Source organism: Psychroflexus montanilacus (genome assembly GCF_020164535.1).
GTDB lineage: Bacteria > Bacteroidota > Bacteroidia > Flavobacteriales > Flavobacteriaceae > Psychroflexus > Psychroflexus montanilacus.
Window position 1 is genome coordinate 921273 of the sequence record NZ_JAIQZC010000001.1, and the last position, 16720, is coordinate 937992.

At 36.4% G+C, this 16720-nt stretch carries 13 protein-coding genes; 5 read left to right on the forward strand and 8 right to left on the reverse strand.

The features are described 5' to 3' along the window. Both LB454_RS04295 and LB454_RS04300 read left to right on the forward strand, forming a co-directional pair. The gene (locus LB454_RS04295) at positions 1-1239 is read left to right on the forward strand and encodes a DUF1015 domain-containing protein (protein ID WP_224463387.1); all 1239 of its coding nucleotides are present in this window, start codon (positions 1-3) and stop codon (positions 1237-1239) included. Positions 1240-1249: 10 nt separating this feature from the next. After that, positions 1250-1909, forward strand: coding sequence for a YggS family pyridoxal phosphate-dependent enzyme (locus tag LB454_RS04300; RefSeq protein WP_224463875.1), 660 nt, complete (start codon positions 1250-1252; stop codon positions 1907-1909). 521 nt (positions 1910-2430) lie between these two features. On the opposite strand, the gene LB454_RS04305 is transcribed toward LB454_RS04300, so the two are convergent. Beyond that, on the reverse strand, positions 2431-2859 hold the full coding sequence (locus tag LB454_RS04305; RefSeq protein ID WP_224463388.1) for an Hsp20/alpha crystallin family protein: 429 nt from the start codon (positions 2857-2859) through the stop codon (positions 2431-2433). A gap of 337 nt (positions 2860-3196) precedes the next feature. Between LB454_RS04305 and LB454_RS04310 the strand changes: the two genes are divergently transcribed. The 3 genes from LB454_RS04310 to miaA are packed head-to-tail and all read left to right on the forward strand — an operon-like array spanning position 3197 to position 6320. Continuing rightward, entirely contained in the window at positions 3197-4561 is a 1365-nt protein-coding gene (locus tag LB454_RS04310) for an exonuclease domain-containing protein (RefSeq protein ID WP_224463389.1), read from the forward strand. A 9-nt stretch (positions 4562-4570) separates the two neighbouring features. After that, on the forward strand, positions 4571-5407 hold the full coding sequence (locus LB454_RS04315) for an ion transporter (RefSeq protein ID WP_224463390.1): 837 nt from the start codon (positions 4571-4573) through the stop codon (positions 5405-5407). Continuing rightward, positions 5397-6320 carry a tRNA (adenosine(37)-N6)-dimethylallyltransferase MiaA gene (gene miaA, locus LB454_RS04320; RefSeq protein ID WP_224463391.1) on the forward strand — a complete coding sequence of 308 codons (924 nt, stop codon included), beginning with the start codon at positions 5397-5399 and terminating at the stop codon, positions 6318-6320. Before LB454_RS04315 ends, miaA begins: the two co-directional genes overlap by 11 nt. Before the next feature lie 51 nt (positions 6321-6371). On the opposite strand, the gene LB454_RS04325 is transcribed toward miaA, so the two are convergent. The 7 genes from LB454_RS04325 to LB454_RS04355 form a co-directional block, all read right to left on the reverse strand. Then, positions 6372-7094 (reverse strand): response regulator transcription factor, encoded by a 723-nt coding sequence (locus LB454_RS04325; RefSeq protein ID WP_224463392.1) that lies wholly within the window; start codon positions 7092-7094, stop codon positions 6372-6374. Positions 7095-7098: 4 nt separating this feature from the next. Then, positions 7099-8664 (reverse strand): sensor histidine kinase, encoded by a 1566-nt coding sequence (locus LB454_RS04330; RefSeq protein WP_224463393.1) that lies wholly within the window; start codon positions 8662-8664, stop codon positions 7099-7101. Between the two features lie 69 nt (positions 8665-8733). Then, positions 8734-9321: a dephospho-CoA kinase gene (coaE, locus tag LB454_RS04335; RefSeq protein WP_224463394.1), complete on the reverse strand. Its 588-nt coding sequence runs from the start codon at positions 9319-9321 to the stop codon at positions 8734-8736. Positions 9322-9323: 2 nt separating this feature from the next. Next, complete coding sequence (locus LB454_RS04340; RefSeq protein ID WP_224463395.1) at positions 9324-10274, reverse strand: YbbR-like domain-containing protein; 951 nt, start codon at positions 10272-10274, stop codon at positions 9324-9326. Next, positions 10274-11278, reverse strand: a complete 1005-nt coding sequence (locus LB454_RS04345) for a glycosyltransferase (protein ID WP_224463396.1) — start codon at positions 11276-11278, stop codon at positions 10274-10276. The genes LB454_RS04340 and LB454_RS04345 overlap by 1 nt, the downstream gene beginning before the upstream one ends. A gap of 72 nt (positions 11279-11350) precedes the next feature. Further along, positions 11351-14206 (reverse strand): GEVED domain-containing protein, encoded by a 2856-nt coding sequence (locus LB454_RS04350; protein WP_224463397.1) that lies wholly within the window; start codon positions 14204-14206, stop codon positions 11351-11353. Positions 14207-14410: 204 nt separating this feature from the next. Further along, positions 14411-16579 (reverse strand): DUF4397 domain-containing protein, encoded by a 2169-nt coding sequence (locus LB454_RS04355; RefSeq protein ID WP_224463398.1) that lies wholly within the window; start codon positions 16577-16579, stop codon positions 14411-14413. Positions 16580-16720: the final 141 nt, after the last annotated feature.

Consider the following 16720-nt stretch of genomic DNA (forward strand, 5'->3'; position numbering starts at 1 on the left):
ATGCCGATTGTAAAACCTTTTCAAGCGACTAGACCTACTCGAGATAAAGTAGGTCTAATTGCTTCAAAACCCTATGATACTTACACCAAAGCTCAAATAGAAGCGCGGTTGGACAACAATCCGTTTTCATTTTTGCATATTGTGAATCCTGGGTACAAATACAACAAAGAGATTTCTGGAAAGGAGCGTTTTGGACTGGTCAAAAACAGGTTTGAAGAATTTAAAGAGGACGGCAGTTTTAAACAAGATGAAAAGCCTTGCTACTATTTACACAAAATCATCTACCGTAATGAAATTCAGTTTGTAGGTTTTGTAGGAGCGGCGAGCACTGAAGATTACGAGAAAAACATCATCAGAAAACACGAAGATACGCTCAAAGAAAAAGTAGATATTTTTACTGAATATTTAAAAACCGTTCGGTTTAATGCTGATCCTGTGCTGCTTACCTACCCTGACAATGAGGTGCTGGAAGGGATTTCTGAAGAGCTGATGAAAGAACGACCAGAATATGAATTCACCACTACCTCCAGAGAAACGCACCACTTTTGGGTAATTGAAAAGGAAGAACTTCAGAAGCAAATTGAAGCTGAATTTAAAGCCATGCAGCATATTTATATCGCTGATGGTCATCACAGAAGTTTGTCATCTATTGATTTAAAGAAAAAGCTCCAGGCTGAAAATGAAGCACACACAGGAACTGAGGCATATAATTACTTTATGGGCTTTTTCATTCCTGAAAGTCATTTGAGAATTCATGAATTCAACCGATTGGTGAAAGATTTGAACGGTTTGAGCAAAGATGAGTTTTTGATCAAGCTGGATGAGCAGTTCAAGATTGAAAATCTAAAGCAGAATTATTACAAGCCCTCCAAGCCTCATCACTTCAGCATGTATTTGGATGGAGATTTTTACGAATTGAATTTAAGGTTTAGAAATTATGATTTCAACGATGCTTTATCCAAGCTCGATGCACAGATTTTGTATCAAACCATCTTAAAGCCTATTTTGGGGATCGAAGATTTAAGAAATAATTCCAGACTCGAATATAGCCAGGGACAAAAAGATATGGCTTACGTGAAGGGCATGATTGATAATGGCGAATTTGAAGTTGGCTTTGGTATGTATCCTGCCAAGATTGAAGAAATGAAAACCATTGCCGACGAAGGCATGAAAATGCCGCCCAAAACTACCTTTATCGAACCGCGATTGAGAAGTGGGATTACGATTTATGAATTTTGAAACTAAAGCTATGGAAGGCACTATAAAAGAACACATCAAAACATTCACTGAAGAATTGGGCGAGCATATTGACCTGGTGGCGGTATCCAAAACCAAACCCAACCAAGACTTAATGGAAGCTTACGAAGCTGGTCAGCGTATTTTTGGAGAAAACAAAGTCCAGGAAATGACCGACAAGTGGGAAGCTTTGCCCAAGGACATCCAATGGCATATGGTGGGTCACGTCCAAACCAACAAGGTAAAGTACATGGCACCTTACGTGGATCTCATCCATGCTGTACATAAACTGAAACTGCTGAAAGAAATCAACAAGCGAGCAAAAGAAAACGATCGTGTGATCAATTGTTTATTACAGGTGAAGATTGCTGAAGAAGATTCCAAATATGGCATGTCTCCAGACGAATTACGAGCTTTTCTTAAGGATGAAAAACTCTCAGAATTAAAGAATGTCAAGTTGAAAGGCTTAATGGCCATGGCTACTTTTACCGAGGATGAAGACCAAATCCACAGAGAATTTCAAGTTCTGCAGGACCTCTACGAGGAAACCTCAAAAACTCAAGCTGATTTTAGTATTCTTTCCATCGGGATGAGTGGTGATTACAAAATCGCGATGCAGCACGGGACTAATATGGTAAGGATTGGAAGTTCGATTTTTGGGGCAAGGCATTAAGGTAGAGATACACCTGAGACAAAAAGCATTAATTCTTTATAATTTTTTTACCGCAGAGACGCGGAGAACGCAGAGATTATTACGAAAAGTCACATTCTATGCAAAAGATTTCAAAGGATAAGGGTAATAAGGCTATGTTTTGAGGGCAGCGCCCTCTAATCTTAATAACTCGACCTACTTCAATTAAAGTGAAGGGGCAGCGCCCTGTCATCTTCAATCTATCTAAAAATAAAAGTTCTCTGAAAACTGCTTTTTAAAAAACCTATCGAGTCCATACCTCTTGCTATTCACCACAAAGTTACGGAGGCCACGGAGATTAGTTTGAAGTAGAATCTAACTCTGATTCTGATACGTTTAGTCCTCATCTTACGTAATTTTAAGTCAGGACAACTAATTTATCTGCTAGTTGTTATTAGATCCGCTTTGCTACATTCAGGATAACAAGCAGATCCCAAAAAAAAGACCCTGAAACAAGTTCAGGGTCTTTAAAAATTTGGCTAATTCTAATTATTCCAAAAGCATTACTTGATCGCAATTTGCTTTGGTGGCTTTGGCTTCGCTTCTTCGCGTTTTGGAATATCTACATGTAATACTCCGTCTTTATACTGAGCTGAAATTTTCTCGCCATCCACTGTATTTGGTAAAGTAAATGTTCTTCTGAACGATTGATAACTAAACTCTCTACGCGTGTAGCGCTCGCCATCTTTTTGCTCATTTTTTTCTTTCTTTTCTGATGAAATAGTCAACTCGTTGTTGTTCAATTCGATATTGAAATCTTTCTTATTGAAGCCTGGAACGGCTACTTCTACACCAAACTTATCTTCAGTTTCTTTGATGTTGACAGAAGGCAGAGTGGTGTTTGTTTCAGAAAAGTCTCTGTTGAACATGTCGTTGTTAAACAGTCTATCAAATAGACTTACTTCTTGGTTTGCAAAACGTGTTGGTAACATACTTATAAATTTTTAAAGGTTAATTTCTTTGTTTATTATACTTTTTTCAAAATGAGTACCAAATTGATTTTGGCGTGAAAAAATGGAGATTTCAGATGTATTTTCAGGCTTAGATTCAACATCTAAAAGGTTTTAGGCTATTTATGCGCCAAACTGTCCGTTTTAATCAACAAATACATGCCATTTTGTCGTAAAGCTATTAAATTCGCAGTGTCAAATTCAGAATAGAAAAGAAAAAAACCTTGTAAAGCTGTACTTAAACTTTCCTCTATAAGGCTTTGAAACAGAATTATATCTTTATTTTTGTGGCTTACTCAAGATAATTTACGCGCTTAGATTGTACGCCATACTAGACATAGAATCCACTGGAGGAAAATACAACGAAGAGGGAATCACAGAAATTGCTATTTATAAATTCGACGGTCATGAAGTGGTGGATCAATTCATCTCTTTGGTGAATCCAGAACGGAAAATTCAATCTTTTGTGGTAGGACTCACGGGCATTAACAACGAAATGCTGCATCATGCCCCAAAGTTTTATGAAGTCGCTAAGCGGATTGTTGAAATTACCGAAGGCTGCATCATTGTGGCTCACAACGCTAAATTTGATTACAGAATGTTGCGTCTGGAGTTTGATAGGTTGGGGTACAATTTTGACCGAAAAACCTTATGCACCGTCAAATTATCCAAAAAACTATTACCTGGCTTTGACTCATACAGCTTAGGCAAGCTGGTGAAAAAACTGGGCATTCCTATCACAGACAGGCACCGAGCGAGTGGTGACGCCCTGGCAACGGTAAAGTTGTTCAAGCTTTTGCTGGAAAAGGATGTAAACAAGGAAATCATAAGCTCAAACCTAAAACTCAACTCAATAAGCAGCGTTGATCAAAAACTGATTCGTTTAATTGACGATTTACCCAATGCCGTTGGGGTGTATTATTTTTCTAATAACAAGGGCGATATCATCTACGTTGGCAAGAGCAAGGACATGAAAAAGCGGGCTAACCAGCACTTTACTAGTGATGCGCCAAAATCTAAAGAAATCCAGGAACACGTAGTTTCGGTTGATTTTGAACGAACAGGCAACGAACTTTTGGCATTGCTGAAGGAAAATCAGTCCATCAAAGCACTGAAGCCTAAATTTAACTCGGCACTCAAAAAAGATCTATTTACGCATGGCTTGTATGCTTTTACAGATCATAATGGCTATGTGAATTTGTGTATTTCAAAAATCAAACCCAAAGAAAACTACATCACAAGCTTTACCAATTACCAACAAGGCAAAGCTTTTATGGAGCGAGCACTGGAAACTTATGAGCTTTGCCAAAAGTTAACGGGACTGCACAAAACCAGAGGGGCGTGTTTCAATTATACCATCAAGCAATGCCATGGAGCTTGTGTAGAAGAAGAAACTCCAGAAAGTTATAATGAGCGCGTAAAGCAGCTGATCGACTTTTATGACTACCAGAACAAAAACATGATTATCCAAGACAGAGGTCGGCATCATGGTGAGAAAAGCGTGGTTTTAATTGAAAATGGGGAGCTTACTGGAGCCGGATATACAGAACTCAATTTCCAGATTGAAAATATGTCAATTCTTAAGAACATCATCAATCCTATGCCCAACGATAGAGATGCGCAGCATATCATCCAAAGTTACTTAAGGAAATCTCATAAAACGATGAAAATTATTAATTTTTAGAATCTTACTATGAGTTGGAGAGAAAAAGTTCATGAAGTAATCTATGAAGCAGACACAAAAGCAGGAAAAGCTTTTGATGTTGCTTTATTAATCGTCATCATACTGAGCTTAGTTCTTGTTGTTTTAGATTCCGTTGACCACATCAGTATAGAATACCACACCCTATTTGTGAATTTAGAATGGATCATCACTATATTTTTTACCATAGAATATATCCTGAGGATCATCAGTATCAAAAAGCCCAAAAGTTATATTTTTAGTTTTTACGGCATCGTCGACTTTCTATCTACAGTACCACTTTATGTTTCTTTGATTTTTGCAAGTTCAGGAGCTTTACTGTCTCTTAGAGCCTTGAGATTACTAAGGGTGTTTAGAGTTTTTAAGTTAGTACGATATTCTGGTGCAGGCTCTAAAGTTTCCGTTGCACTAAAAAGAAGTTTACCGAAAATTTTTATTTTTTTATACAGTGTCATTATTATTTCTGTGATTGCTGGTACTGTAATGTATCTAGTAGAAGGTCCTAAGCATGGTTTCACTTCTATTCCTAGAGGGATCTATTGGACCATTGTTACCCTTACCACTGTTGGTTTTGGAGACATTCACCCTGTCACACCGCTTGGTCAGTTTATTGCAACCCTCATCATGCTTTTAGGTTATGGAGTGATAGCTGTTCCTACAGGAATTGTTACCGCTGAAATGGCTAAAGAAAATACTAGAACCAATACTCAGGTTTGCTATGAGTGTGGCGAAAATGAACATAGAGATGATGCTGAATTCTGTCACAAATGCGGATATTCTTTAAACAAAAGCAAAAAGGAAAAGAAAGATATTGAAGATGCAAACTGATCAACCCACTTTGATTTGCATTGTCGGTCCTACCGCTATTGGTAAAACCAGCCTGAGCCTTAAGCTCGCCAATCAGTTTTCTACCGAAATCCTTTCAGCAGACTCCAGGCAGTTTTATAAGGAAATGACTATAGGAACTGCCGTTCCTTCTGAGGATGAGCTTGCCAAGGCTCAACATCACTTTATACAACACCTTTCAATTGAAGATGAGTACAATGTTGGGAAATTTGAAGCGGATGGAATTGCCAAGCTTCAAACAATTTTTAAAACGAAGTCCAAAGCCATTCTGGTGGGTGGAAGTGGGCTTTACCAAAAAGCAATAACAGAAGGACTTGATACTTTTCCTGAAATTCCTTTGAAAATCAGGCAGAAGTATACTTCCATTTTTGAAACTGAAGGTCTTGAAAAATTGCAGGCTTTGCTGAAGGAAAACGATCCTGAAGCTTACAACGTGATCGAAATCTCAAACCCAAGACGACTCACCAGAGCTTTGGAAGTGGTAGAAACCTCTGGAAAATCCTTCACTTTTTTTCAAAATCAAGATAAAAAAGAACGCCCATTTGAGGTGATTAAAATTGGTTTGGATGCTCCACGGGAGGTGATCTACCGTAGAATTGAAAAACGCGTGGATATGATGATTGAGCAAGGACTGGTGGAAGAGGCCAAAAGGCTTTATCCGTCCAGGCATCTTAATGCTTTACAAACCGTTGGATACAGAGAGTTATTTAGTTATTTCGACGGTAAATTAAGCTTAGCAGAAGCCATTTCAGAAATCAAAAAAAACACCCGAAGATTTGCTAAAAGGCAACTCACCTGGTTCAAGAAAGATCCAGACATACACTGGTTTCACTTTGAAACGCCTTTAGAAGACATCCTTTTCACTATAGAAAACAAAAAGACTAATCGTACATAACGATTAGTCTTTTATATCATCTTGGAACTGAAAAAAGAGGCTTAATATTACTTAAGCACCTTTCCCGTCTGAGCCTTTTACAACAAGACGGAAACCTTCACCGTGAATGTTTAAAATTTCCACAGTATCATCTTTTTTCAGATATTTTCTCAATTTGGCGATATAGACATCCATACTTCTGGAAGTGAAGTAATTGTCATCTCGCCAGATCTTAGTCAATGCCAATTCTCTAGGCATGAGGTCGTTTTCATAAAGTGCCAGCAAACGCAGCAACTCATTCTCTTTTGGAGAAAGTTTTATCGGCTCTTCTTCCTTATAGGTTAAAAATCTCAATTTAGAATTGAGGTGGAAATTACCAATTGTGAATTCAAACTGCTTACTGTCAGCAAGTGTGTCGGAATTTTTGCGCTGCATGATGGCTTTTATCTTCATCAAAAGCACTTCGCTATCAAATGGCTTATTCAGATAATCATCTGCACCTACTTTGTAGCCCTTAAGCACATCGTCCTTCATGGCTTTCGCTGTAAGGAAAATGATAGGAATGTCTTCGTTTTTGGCTCTAATTTCTTTAGCCAATGTAAATCCATCCTTGTAAGGCATCATAACGTCTAATATACATAGATCGTAATTCCCTTTTTTGAACTTCTCAAAGCCTTCCATACCATTTTTGGCATGCGTAACTTCGTAACTATTCATGGATAAATAATCCTTCAATACGATTCCAAAATTTGGATCGTCTTCTACTAATAAAATTTTCTTGTTTTCAGTTTCCATATATTTATGATATTAATGGTAATTTAATTATAAATGAACTTCCTTTTCCTTTTTCACTTTTGACAGAAATTTCACCGTGATGGTCTTCTATAATACGCTTCACGTAAGCAAGACCTAGTCCGTGCCCTTTCACATTGTGAACATCTCCGGTATGTTCCCGATAAAATTTATCAAATATTTTTTTCTGAACCTGTTTTGACATTCCGTTTCCATGATCTGAAATAATCAGAACGACATAATTATTTACATTTTCTGTAGATACTTCGATTTTTGGAGCATCGGTTGAATATTTTACTGCATTGTCTAAAATATTGACAATAACATTTGAAAAATGAGAATCGTTTGCCAAAATTGAATCTCTACTAGCCTTAAAATCAGTTTCAATCTCACCTCCACGATCCTCTACGATCAAACTGATATGGCTTATAGAATCTTCAACTATTTCATGTAAATTTAATTTCTCTTTATCGATATCAAGCTCGTTTTTTTCAAGCTTAGAGATTCTCAATACGTTTTCTACTTGCGCATGCATTCTCTTATTCTCTTCCCGAATCATATTCATGTACCTGTCGACAGCTTCAGGATTTTTGGAAATCATAGGATTTTTAACTGAGTCTAATGCGAGATTGATGGTTGCTATAGGTGTTTTAAACTCATGGGTCATATTATTGATGAAGTCCGTTTTGATCTGAGAAATTTGTCGCTGTCTTATCAACTGACCAATCGCAGAAGAGAAGGCTAGAACAATCACCAATGTAAACATTACAGAAAGACCACCCATCAACGCTATTGATGATAAAATTTGCTGATTCTTATCTTTAAAGTTGATAAACAACTGATAGTCTGAAAACTCATCGTTGTAACTATATACAGGAACTCCGTAGGTGGAAGGTGAATTTAGTTCAAAACTTGCAGTCCGGACTTTGGTTGACAATGCATTGCTGTAAATACCGAAATCATAATCTGATTTTAGATTTCGCTTTTTCATTTGCTCATCTATCAATTTTTTTATTTCCAAAGTATCTACACGCTTATGTATCGGAATCTTGGAAGCCATTTCTTTTATGGCATCCAACCATAAGTATTTTTGCTCTTCCTCAAGATTGTTTATACGTTCAAAACGCTCAAGGGCATTCGCTGTATTTCCATCTATTCCATCTCTTCTGGTTACGGCAGTCACTTTGCGATTAACCAACTTTTTAAATTCAATAGAGTCCTGATTTTCTGCTAAAAACGGAGAAGCTACTTTATAATCTTCTTGAAATAATTGATTGGAATAAGTAAAATACTCGGTAGAAAAGCCTTCATCCGGGATTTGAAATATTTCGGTAAGTTGAGTCTTTATAGGAGTTTCAGAATCTGCAAGTGAAGCAAATTTGAAATAATATTTATCAACTTCTTCTTTTTCCAGTTGTTGAACAACGTTGATGAGAATTTGCTTAGCACCCATAGAAAATTGTTCTTCGTTACTTTCTACTGTGTTTTTGATCCAGTAGCCCTGAACGAAGATGATTCCTATTAAGGAAACACTCATCAATACAATTATGAATGTAAATATACGTTGATTCATTTTGCCAAAATTACAGTTTTAACAAAACGCTTTCTCTTTGTTTAACCGAAAGTTAACAAGACAATCCTCCTATTTATCTGAAATATTTGAAAACTTCTTATGAAGTTCCTTAACCCGTTGCCGAGTTTCTATTAAATTGATGTTTTCAATAATGAAATCTGCCAGGTTTATTTTTTTTGATTCAGACCACTGCGCCTTCATCCTTGACTTTACATCGTCTCTACCTACTCCATCTCTTGCCATAACGCGTTCAATTCTAGTATCTTCTGGTGCTGTCACAAGAATGGTGTGATCAAAGTCTGAAGCCCTTTTTTTTTCAAATATAATAGCAGCTTCGTAAATGATGTAAGCAGCCTGTTGTTTCTTGAGCCAATTTTCAAATTTAGTATGAACTTTGGGGTGAATAATGGAATTCAGCTTATTTAGAGCTTCTGTGTTATTAAAAACAATAGCAGACAAATCTGGTTTATGAATTAAGCCCTCTGAATTTAGATCCAAATTAAATGTTTTAGCTATTTCAGAAGCAACCTCAGGCTTGTCTAGTATCTTTTTAGCTTCAATATCTGCGATAAATACGGGGACGTTATTCTCTTTGAACATGTTTGCAACTGTGCTTTTCCCACTTCCTATTCCACCAGTAAGACCTATCTTTTTCATCTTTATTTTTTAATCAGATAATCGACTTTATAATTCTCTAAAGAGACATTTTTTACGAGTCTAGGCTTCTCGACAAGTTCGAGTAACATAAAATCTTCAGATGATTTGTAGTTGGCTATGACTTTAAACCCTGATTCATCAATGCGCTCATAGTTGGAAAGACTTGTCTTGAAATTGACATTGACTGTTTTTGGAAAAATAACAAGTTCACCATTAATGTCTGCATTTTCAATGTGTATTGGAATTTCAAAAGTTCCTTCTGTAAACTTTGCAACAGGCAGGGTAAAATTGACAGTTTCTACTAAATAGTTTATTGAAACACTGTCTATTTTTTGAATTTCAATACTTCCAGATATAGTATCTGAAACATTTCGTAGAATTTTTTCTTGGGTAGAAATATATTCAAAACCTTTCAGAATGGAATCATTTCCAGAAACTTCAATAAAACTTGGCTCAAATTTAAAGCTTCCAATAGAATCATAGCCTTTACCAAAACTAATTTTAAAATTTGGCTTTAGTTTTAATTTTTTAGTAGAAAGCCTGTAATGATCAAACCTTAGACTGTCCTGACTCAACTTCAAATCTTCTGAAGAGAGCTTCAAAGATTTTGCAATCTGAACTTTATTTTTTTTAAGATCGTAACCATATTGATTCTGAAGAGAATCAAGCTCATTAAAAGCCAAACTTATAGACGAGTTGAAGAGATTGATAGATAATATTTTAAACCCTGTTTGTTGAATTTCAGCTGATAAGGTTTTAGAGCTATTCTCTATGATGATGTCTTGCGGAACATCCTCCAAACTGAAAGTGATTGCTATGCTATGTTCATAGGTTTTTGACATTTGAACAAATGACCAAATGAAAAGCGTAAAGATGATAAAAAAGAAAAAGGCTTTATAATTCCTTTTTTTGAGATTGGTTTTTAGGTTATCAATTTGATTGAATTTACTCATTAATTAAAAAATAATTTTGGGAATGTTTTTTCAGGACTTTGTCCTAAGATATGAATTTTAAGGTAACTCAGCGTAAAGCCAGCACCATAACTTAAAAATTGAAGGTTGGTAGCCAGTATACTCAAAATTGCAATTTTTAAGTTTTTATAATCTATTAAAGTATCTACAAAAATTAAAACATTGTACAAGGCAAAAAAATATAGGATGAAATGTAGCTTAAATACCAATAGAATGATCCCCAGTAGGAGTAAGAAAGTATATACACTAGGGAACCAATAGGTGGGCTTTGCACTCTCTGGATATCTTGATATGAGGATTGGTCTTACGAGTCCAAACTTAAAAACCTGTGAAGCAAACTTTGATAGGTCTGCCCTTCGTTTATGATAGACATGAGCCCCATCAATATAACCAACCTTAAAGCCTAGTTTTTTCAAACGTATTGAGAGGTCTGGGTCTTCTCCAGGGTGTAGTTTTCCAAATCCTTTAGATTCGATAAATGCTGATTTTGAAATACCCATATTGAAGCTTCTGGGCTCATAGGATCTTGAAATTTTCGACCTTACGTTACCTCTGATTCCTCCCGTTGTTAGTAGTGATGTCATAGCGTAATCAATAGCTTTTTGAGTGCTCGTAAAGGTATCCAAAGCCTTGTCGGCTCCTCCATAACAATCTAAATACCTCTCCCTTAATTGATCGCTGACTACCTGCAAATAATCCGAAGGAACGATGACATCACTATCCAGGATAATAAAGTAGTTCCCCTTAGCCTTCTTCATTCCAAAGTTCCTGGAATCCCCGGGACCTGAATTGGTTTTGAAGTAATAGGAAATGTTCAAAAGGGATTTGAACTCATCTACAACATTCTCACAGGTTTCCTGAGAACCATCTTCAATTATGACAATATCAAAAGCACCGTCTACCTTTAGAAGGCTTTCCAAAAGTTCCCTAATTTCTTGAGGGCGATTGTAAACAGGAATTATAAAAGAAAAATGAAGTTCTACCATGGTGTAAAGATATTACAAATAAAAAATCCCGAAGCAAAGCTCCGGGATTAAGTCAAATTTGAAAGAGATAAGCTATTGCTTTATCACTCTAAAGGTCTCTACACGTCCTTCTACTTCCAATGAAACTAAGTAAACTCCAGAATTGAACTCACTTAAGTTGATTTGTGGATTAGCAGACTTTGGCGCAGTTTCTTTCACCATCTGTCCTAGCATATTGTATACTTTGATATTTTCTACAGTAGAAGCTGTAGATATAGAAAGCACATCCTTAACTGGGTTCGGATAATAGCTAAAGTCTTTAGAATCAAAGTTATCATTTGATAAAGTACCTACATTTAAGGTATAATCTTCTGCCTGTCCAAAAGTTGAACTAGTTACACAAGGATCTAAATAATCGCTAGGAAGATCATTAACAAAGAAAAACTTTTTAATTCTCATTCTAGTTTCACCATTTAAAGCATTAGCAGGAACTTCAATTGATTGTATAGCTTGCTGGCCATCTTCACCGTTTGAATTATCAATTGTTTGTATGATTTCTATTACCTCATCTTCACCATCAAATACTCCATCTTGATTCCAGTCAATAAAGACAACAAAAGCATTTTCAAAACTACCACCTGTATTACCTTCTAAGATTATATCGTAAGACTCCTCTTGTATCAATACGTCAGATGAAATTTCAGTAAAATCTTCATGTGCAGGACTGCCGCCTAAAGAAGCGTCAGATCTGTTTTCAATGCCACCAAATTCAACATTGGTAATTGGTTCAACACTACCATAATCCAATGGTCCACAGTAAGGAGCTGGAAATGGCACAAAGTCTTCGTCGTTCAATTCTACTAATGGACCTCCACTAGCTAAAGACACCCAAAGACCAAAAGCAGGACCGTCTTGATTTACAGAAGGATCTAAAAATCCACTAGCAAATACAGTGATAGCTGCATCATCTAGGCCTAGATCAGCTAAGTAAGCTTGATATCCAGCAACTTTTGTTGAATTATCAGCTGTAGTAACGTCAATTAAATAGTCATCTGTTGGTAATTCTAAATAACCTTGAAACTCTGGATAACTAATATCGTCAACTAATACATTACCGTCTGCTTGATTCACAACATCTACTGTAGGCGCATCAGGAGCACCATGGTGAACTAATACATCTGTATTTCCTGATGTTGCAGCTGCTTCTCTTCCACCAGCAAATACTTGCAGGGCAAAATCAATGGCATTTACAGAATCATCAAATTGAGATGGATCTAAAACTCCATCGGCAACTACTATGTAAGTTTCTCCATCAACAAGTGTTACATCAACACTGTATAAAGCCTCAGATACATCAGTACTTGTTCCAGGCGCTACACTTAAAGTAATTTCCTGATTTGCAGGCACGTCCACGAATGGTGTAGAAGTTCTGAATTCAAAATCATCCAGTAAAAGAGTAGATCCTAAATATACGTCTACGAATTCAGCTGAAGGATCTGGAGAGTTATGCACTACCTGAGCTCTTGCTACTGGAGTCGTTACATTTATAGAGTAGTCTTCAGCCTGACCAAAGGTAGTGCCTAAACAAGGATCTAAATAATTGGTAGTTCCAAATATTTTTTTAATCCTCATCCGGGTTTGACCTTCTAAAGCATCGATTGGAACTTCAAGCAATTGAACTGCCTGCTGACCATCTTCACCAGTTGAGCCTTGAATAGTTTCAGTAATTTCATAAACTTCTCCCTCATCATCCAAAATATCATTTTGATTCCAGTCGATAAAGACTACAAATCTATTAGTAAATGAAGCTCCATCTGTATTCCCTTCTAAAGCAATCTCATAAGACTCTCCAGCTAATACATCACCGCTAATAGAAGTGAAATTTTCGTGTCCTGGCGAACCTCCAACTGAAGCATCTGATCTGTTTTCAATACCAGCAAACTCAACATTTGAGATTGGTTCAACACCGGAAGAAAATTCAATCGGTCCACAGTAAGGTAATGGAAATTCCAAAGGAGGTGCATTCTGAACAGAAGACCAGCCAACTTGTGTTACGGCACCAGGGCTTATTTCACCAACTAAAGTGGTTCCTCCCGTAGTAGTGTCTAAAATGCGAAGTTCAGAAAGGTTTCCCACAACGTTAAAAGCGGCAAGGTACACTTGATCTGATGCTTGATCATAGAACATTCCCTGACCAAAAGAGGCATCAAAACCAATTGGGCCTAATGCGGTAGTTGCTCCTGTGCTCAAATCTATCGAGTAAGCTATGTCTAAAACAATATCATAGGTATATGCTGTTTCCGAACCGTCAATTGCTAAGGCTATTGCAATACCTGTTGGATTAGCGTCATTTCCAGGCAGCCCCAATGATCCTATCAAAGTTGCATCAGCAGTATCAGGATCCACGAGATATAAGTTGTTACTATCTACGCCATAAAGAACTCCATCCTCAGGATTGTAAGCAAGACCTGTGAAACCAGTTGCTAAACCAGTATTTCCTGCTGGGGTGTAAGTTCCAGTCAAAACATCAAGAGCATAGAGGTTTCCCACGTTGTCTGCGGTATAACCAGTAGTATTGTTGAAAGGATCAATAGCTCCAGCACCTTCAAAATCTCCATCTGCAATCGGTGCACCACCTGATATAGTGGTATAATCATTAGGACTGCTTATATCGTAACTACCATAACCATTAGCTTGTGATTCCCAACCATATGCTAATACGCCATTTTTAAGGTTCTGATTGATAACTTCAGGAGTAGTTTGATCTTTTAGATAGGCGTTAAGTTTCTTCATTTCTTCAATTGTGAAGAATTGAGTATAGTTATTCGGGCTGTTTTTGTTGATTTCATAAGACTGAATCAACTCATTGATGCTTCTTTCCTGTGCCGTGGACTCAAAGGCCGTGGAAAAAAGAAACACACATGTCATTAATAATGTAATTTTTCTCATAATCAAAAAATTTAAGGTTTTAAGTTCATAACTAATATAGTTAAATAACTATCAAATGATAGACGAAATACTTAAATTTTTAACTAATTATTCTGTTAAAACATCATTTATTATAATTTTTTGCTAAAATATTTTATTTTTTGCTAAAAAAAATCCCGGGATAAAATCCCGGGATTTAATAATTATTTATATAAATAAAGCGGCTTATTGCTTCATAACCCTAAAAGTTTGAATATTTCCTTCTACTTCTAACGACACTAAATAAACACCAGAGTTGAATTCACTTAAGTTTATTTGTGGATTAGAAGAATTAGGAGCTGTTTCTTTAACTTGTTGCCCTAGCATGTTATACACTTTGATATTTTCTACAGTAGAAGCTGTAGATATAGAAAGCACATCCTTAACTGGGTTCGGATAATAGCTAAAGTCTTTAGAATCAAAGTTATCATTTGATAAAGTACCTACATTTAAGGTATAATCTTCTGCCTGTCCAAAAGTTGAACTAGTTACACAAGGATCTAAATAATCGCTAGGAAGATCATTAACAAAGAAAAACTTTTTAATTCTCATTCTAGTTTCACCATTTAAAGCATTAGCAGGAACTTCAATTGATTGTATAGCTTGCTGGCCATCTTCACCGTTTGAATTATCAATTGTTTGTATGATTTCTATTACCTCATCTTCACCATCAAATACTCCATCTTGATTCCAGTCAATAAAGACAACAAAAGCATTTTCAAAACTACCACCTGTATTACCTTCTAAGATTATATCGTAAGACTCCTCTTGTATCAATACGTCAGATGAAATTTCAGTAAAATCTTCATGTGCAGGACTGCCGCCTAAAGAAGCGTCAGATCTGTTTTCAATGCCACCAAATTCAACATTGGTAATTGGTTCAACACTACCATAATCCAATGGTCCACAGTAAGGAGCTGGAAATGGCACAAAGTCTTCGTCGTTCAATTCTACTAATGGACCTCCACTAGCTAAAGACACCCAAAGACCAAAAGCAGGACCGTCTTGATTTACAGAAGGATCTAAAAATCCACTAGCAAATACAGTGATAGCTGCATCATCTAGGCCTAGATCAGCTAAGTAAGCTTGATATCCAGCAACTTTTGTTGAATTATCAGCTGTAGTAACGTCAATTAAATAGTCATCTGTTGGTAATTCTAAATAACCTTGAAACTCTGGATAACTAATATCGTCAACTAATACATTACCGTCTGCTTGATTAACTACATCTACTGTAGGCGCATCAGGAGCACCATGGTGAACTAATACATCTGTATTACCTGATGTAGCTGCTTCTTGTCTTGCTCCTGCATATACTTCAAGATTAAAATCTATAGCATTCACAGAATCATCAAATTGTGTCGGATCTAAAACTCCATCAGCAACAACTATATAGTTTTCATTTTCTACAAGATTTACAGTGGCAGTGAATAAGCTTTCAGAAACATCTGTACTTGTTCCAGGTGCTATATCAATATCTAAATCAACCCCTGCTGGTAGAGCTAAGAATGATGTAGCTGTCCTAAATTCAAAGTCATCGATAGCTAAATCCCCATTTACATAAACATCCACAACAGAAGCTGCAGGGTCTGGCGCATTGTGCACAACTTGAACTTGAGCAAATTCACCAACAACATCTCCTTCAATTATGAATGCTGTACTACCAAGGCTAAGGCCAGCATCTGAGTAACTCAGCCAATCGTTGACATCAAATTTAGGCGCTAATAAATGACCCTCATTTACACCAGCATTAGGCTGAGCAGTATCATACCAATTCCAATTAAAATCACCATTAGCAACAGATACATCCATATTTGGAGCAACAACAAGCCAATAATTTCCTGCAGGTAATTCAAAATCTGAACCTAAAGCTTCTTGTATATCAATACTAAAATTAAATTGACCTGGGCTAGGGCTTGTAATATTAACAGAAGTTCCATTCGGATCTAAATCTTCTAATTCTAACAATCCTGTACCGGATTGTAGAGGGTCTCCGTCAGGAGTGTTTAAAGCAGAATTAGAGTAAATGTATAAATTTACACCTGTAATCGAGTCTAAAAAATTTTGTGGAGAATCATAACCATTTGCAAAACCGTAAGCTGTTATTGAAGTTATGTTAGTAGGAGTTGGAAGCGAAAAATCATCAGTCGCATAAACAGCCTCTCCCTCAGGTCCTTCTAAATTTGCAAAAATAGATGAAAAACCAGAAGTCGTGATATCCGATTGATCAAATATTACTGCTTTTGGGACTTCGGGTTGTACTACTTTTTCATTTGAAGTTGCCACTTTTAAATCTTGAGCATTTGCAGAAAAAACAAATACTAATCCTAAAAAGATCATTGTAATTCTTTTCATAATTATATAAATTTTAAGTTTAGCATGAAACTAGTTAAACTCATTTTAAACATTTAGCTAACTATGTTAAACCTTATATATCTTAACTTTGTTTTAATAGAATTAATCTTTTATTAACTAAAAAAGCCCTCTGATTTGAGA

Bases quoted from the DNA above. Each gene is read 5' to 3' on its own strand.
- LB454_RS04350 (WP_224463397.1), bottom strand. From the start codon at position 14,206: ATGAGAAAAATTACATTATTAATGACATGTGTGTTTCTTTTTTCCACG.
- LB454_RS04355 (WP_224463398.1), bottom strand. From the start codon at position 16,579: ATGAAAAGAATTACAATGATCTTTTTAGGATTAGTATTTGTTTTTTCT.
- LB454_RS04325 (WP_224463392.1), bottom strand. From the start codon at position 7,094: ATGGAAACTGAAAACAAGAAAATTTTATTAGTAGAAGACGATCCAAAT.
- LB454_RS04345 (WP_224463396.1), bottom strand. From the start codon at position 11,278: ATGGTAGAACTTCATTTTTCTTTTATAATTCCTGTTTACAATCGCCCT.
- LB454_RS04305 (WP_224463388.1), bottom strand. From the start codon at position 2,859: ATGTTACCAACACGTTTTGCAAACCAAGAAGTAAGTCTATTTGATAGA.
- miaA (WP_224463391.1), top strand. From the start codon at position 5,397: ATGCAAACTGATCAACCCACTTTGATTTGCATTGTCGGTCCTACCGCT.
- LB454_RS04315 (WP_224463390.1), top strand. From the start codon at position 4,571: ATGAGTTGGAGAGAAAAAGTTCATGAAGTAATCTATGAAGCAGACACA.
- LB454_RS04295 (WP_224463387.1), top strand. From the start codon at position 1: ATGCCGATTGTAAAACCTTTTCAAGCGACTAGACCTACTCGAGATAAA.
- coaE (WP_224463394.1), bottom strand. From the start codon at position 9,321: ATGAAAAAGATAGGTCTTACTGGTGGAATAGGAAGTGGGAAAAGCACA.
- LB454_RS04300 (WP_224463875.1), top strand. From the start codon at position 1,250: ATGGAAGGCACTATAAAAGAACACATCAAAACATTCACTGAAGAATTG.
- LB454_RS04340 (WP_224463395.1), bottom strand. From the start codon at position 10,274: ATGAGTAAATTCAATCAAATTGATAACCTAAAAACCAATCTCAAAAAA.
- LB454_RS04330 (WP_224463393.1), bottom strand. From the start codon at position 8,664: ATGAATCAACGTATATTTACATTCATAATTGTATTGATGAGTGTTTCC.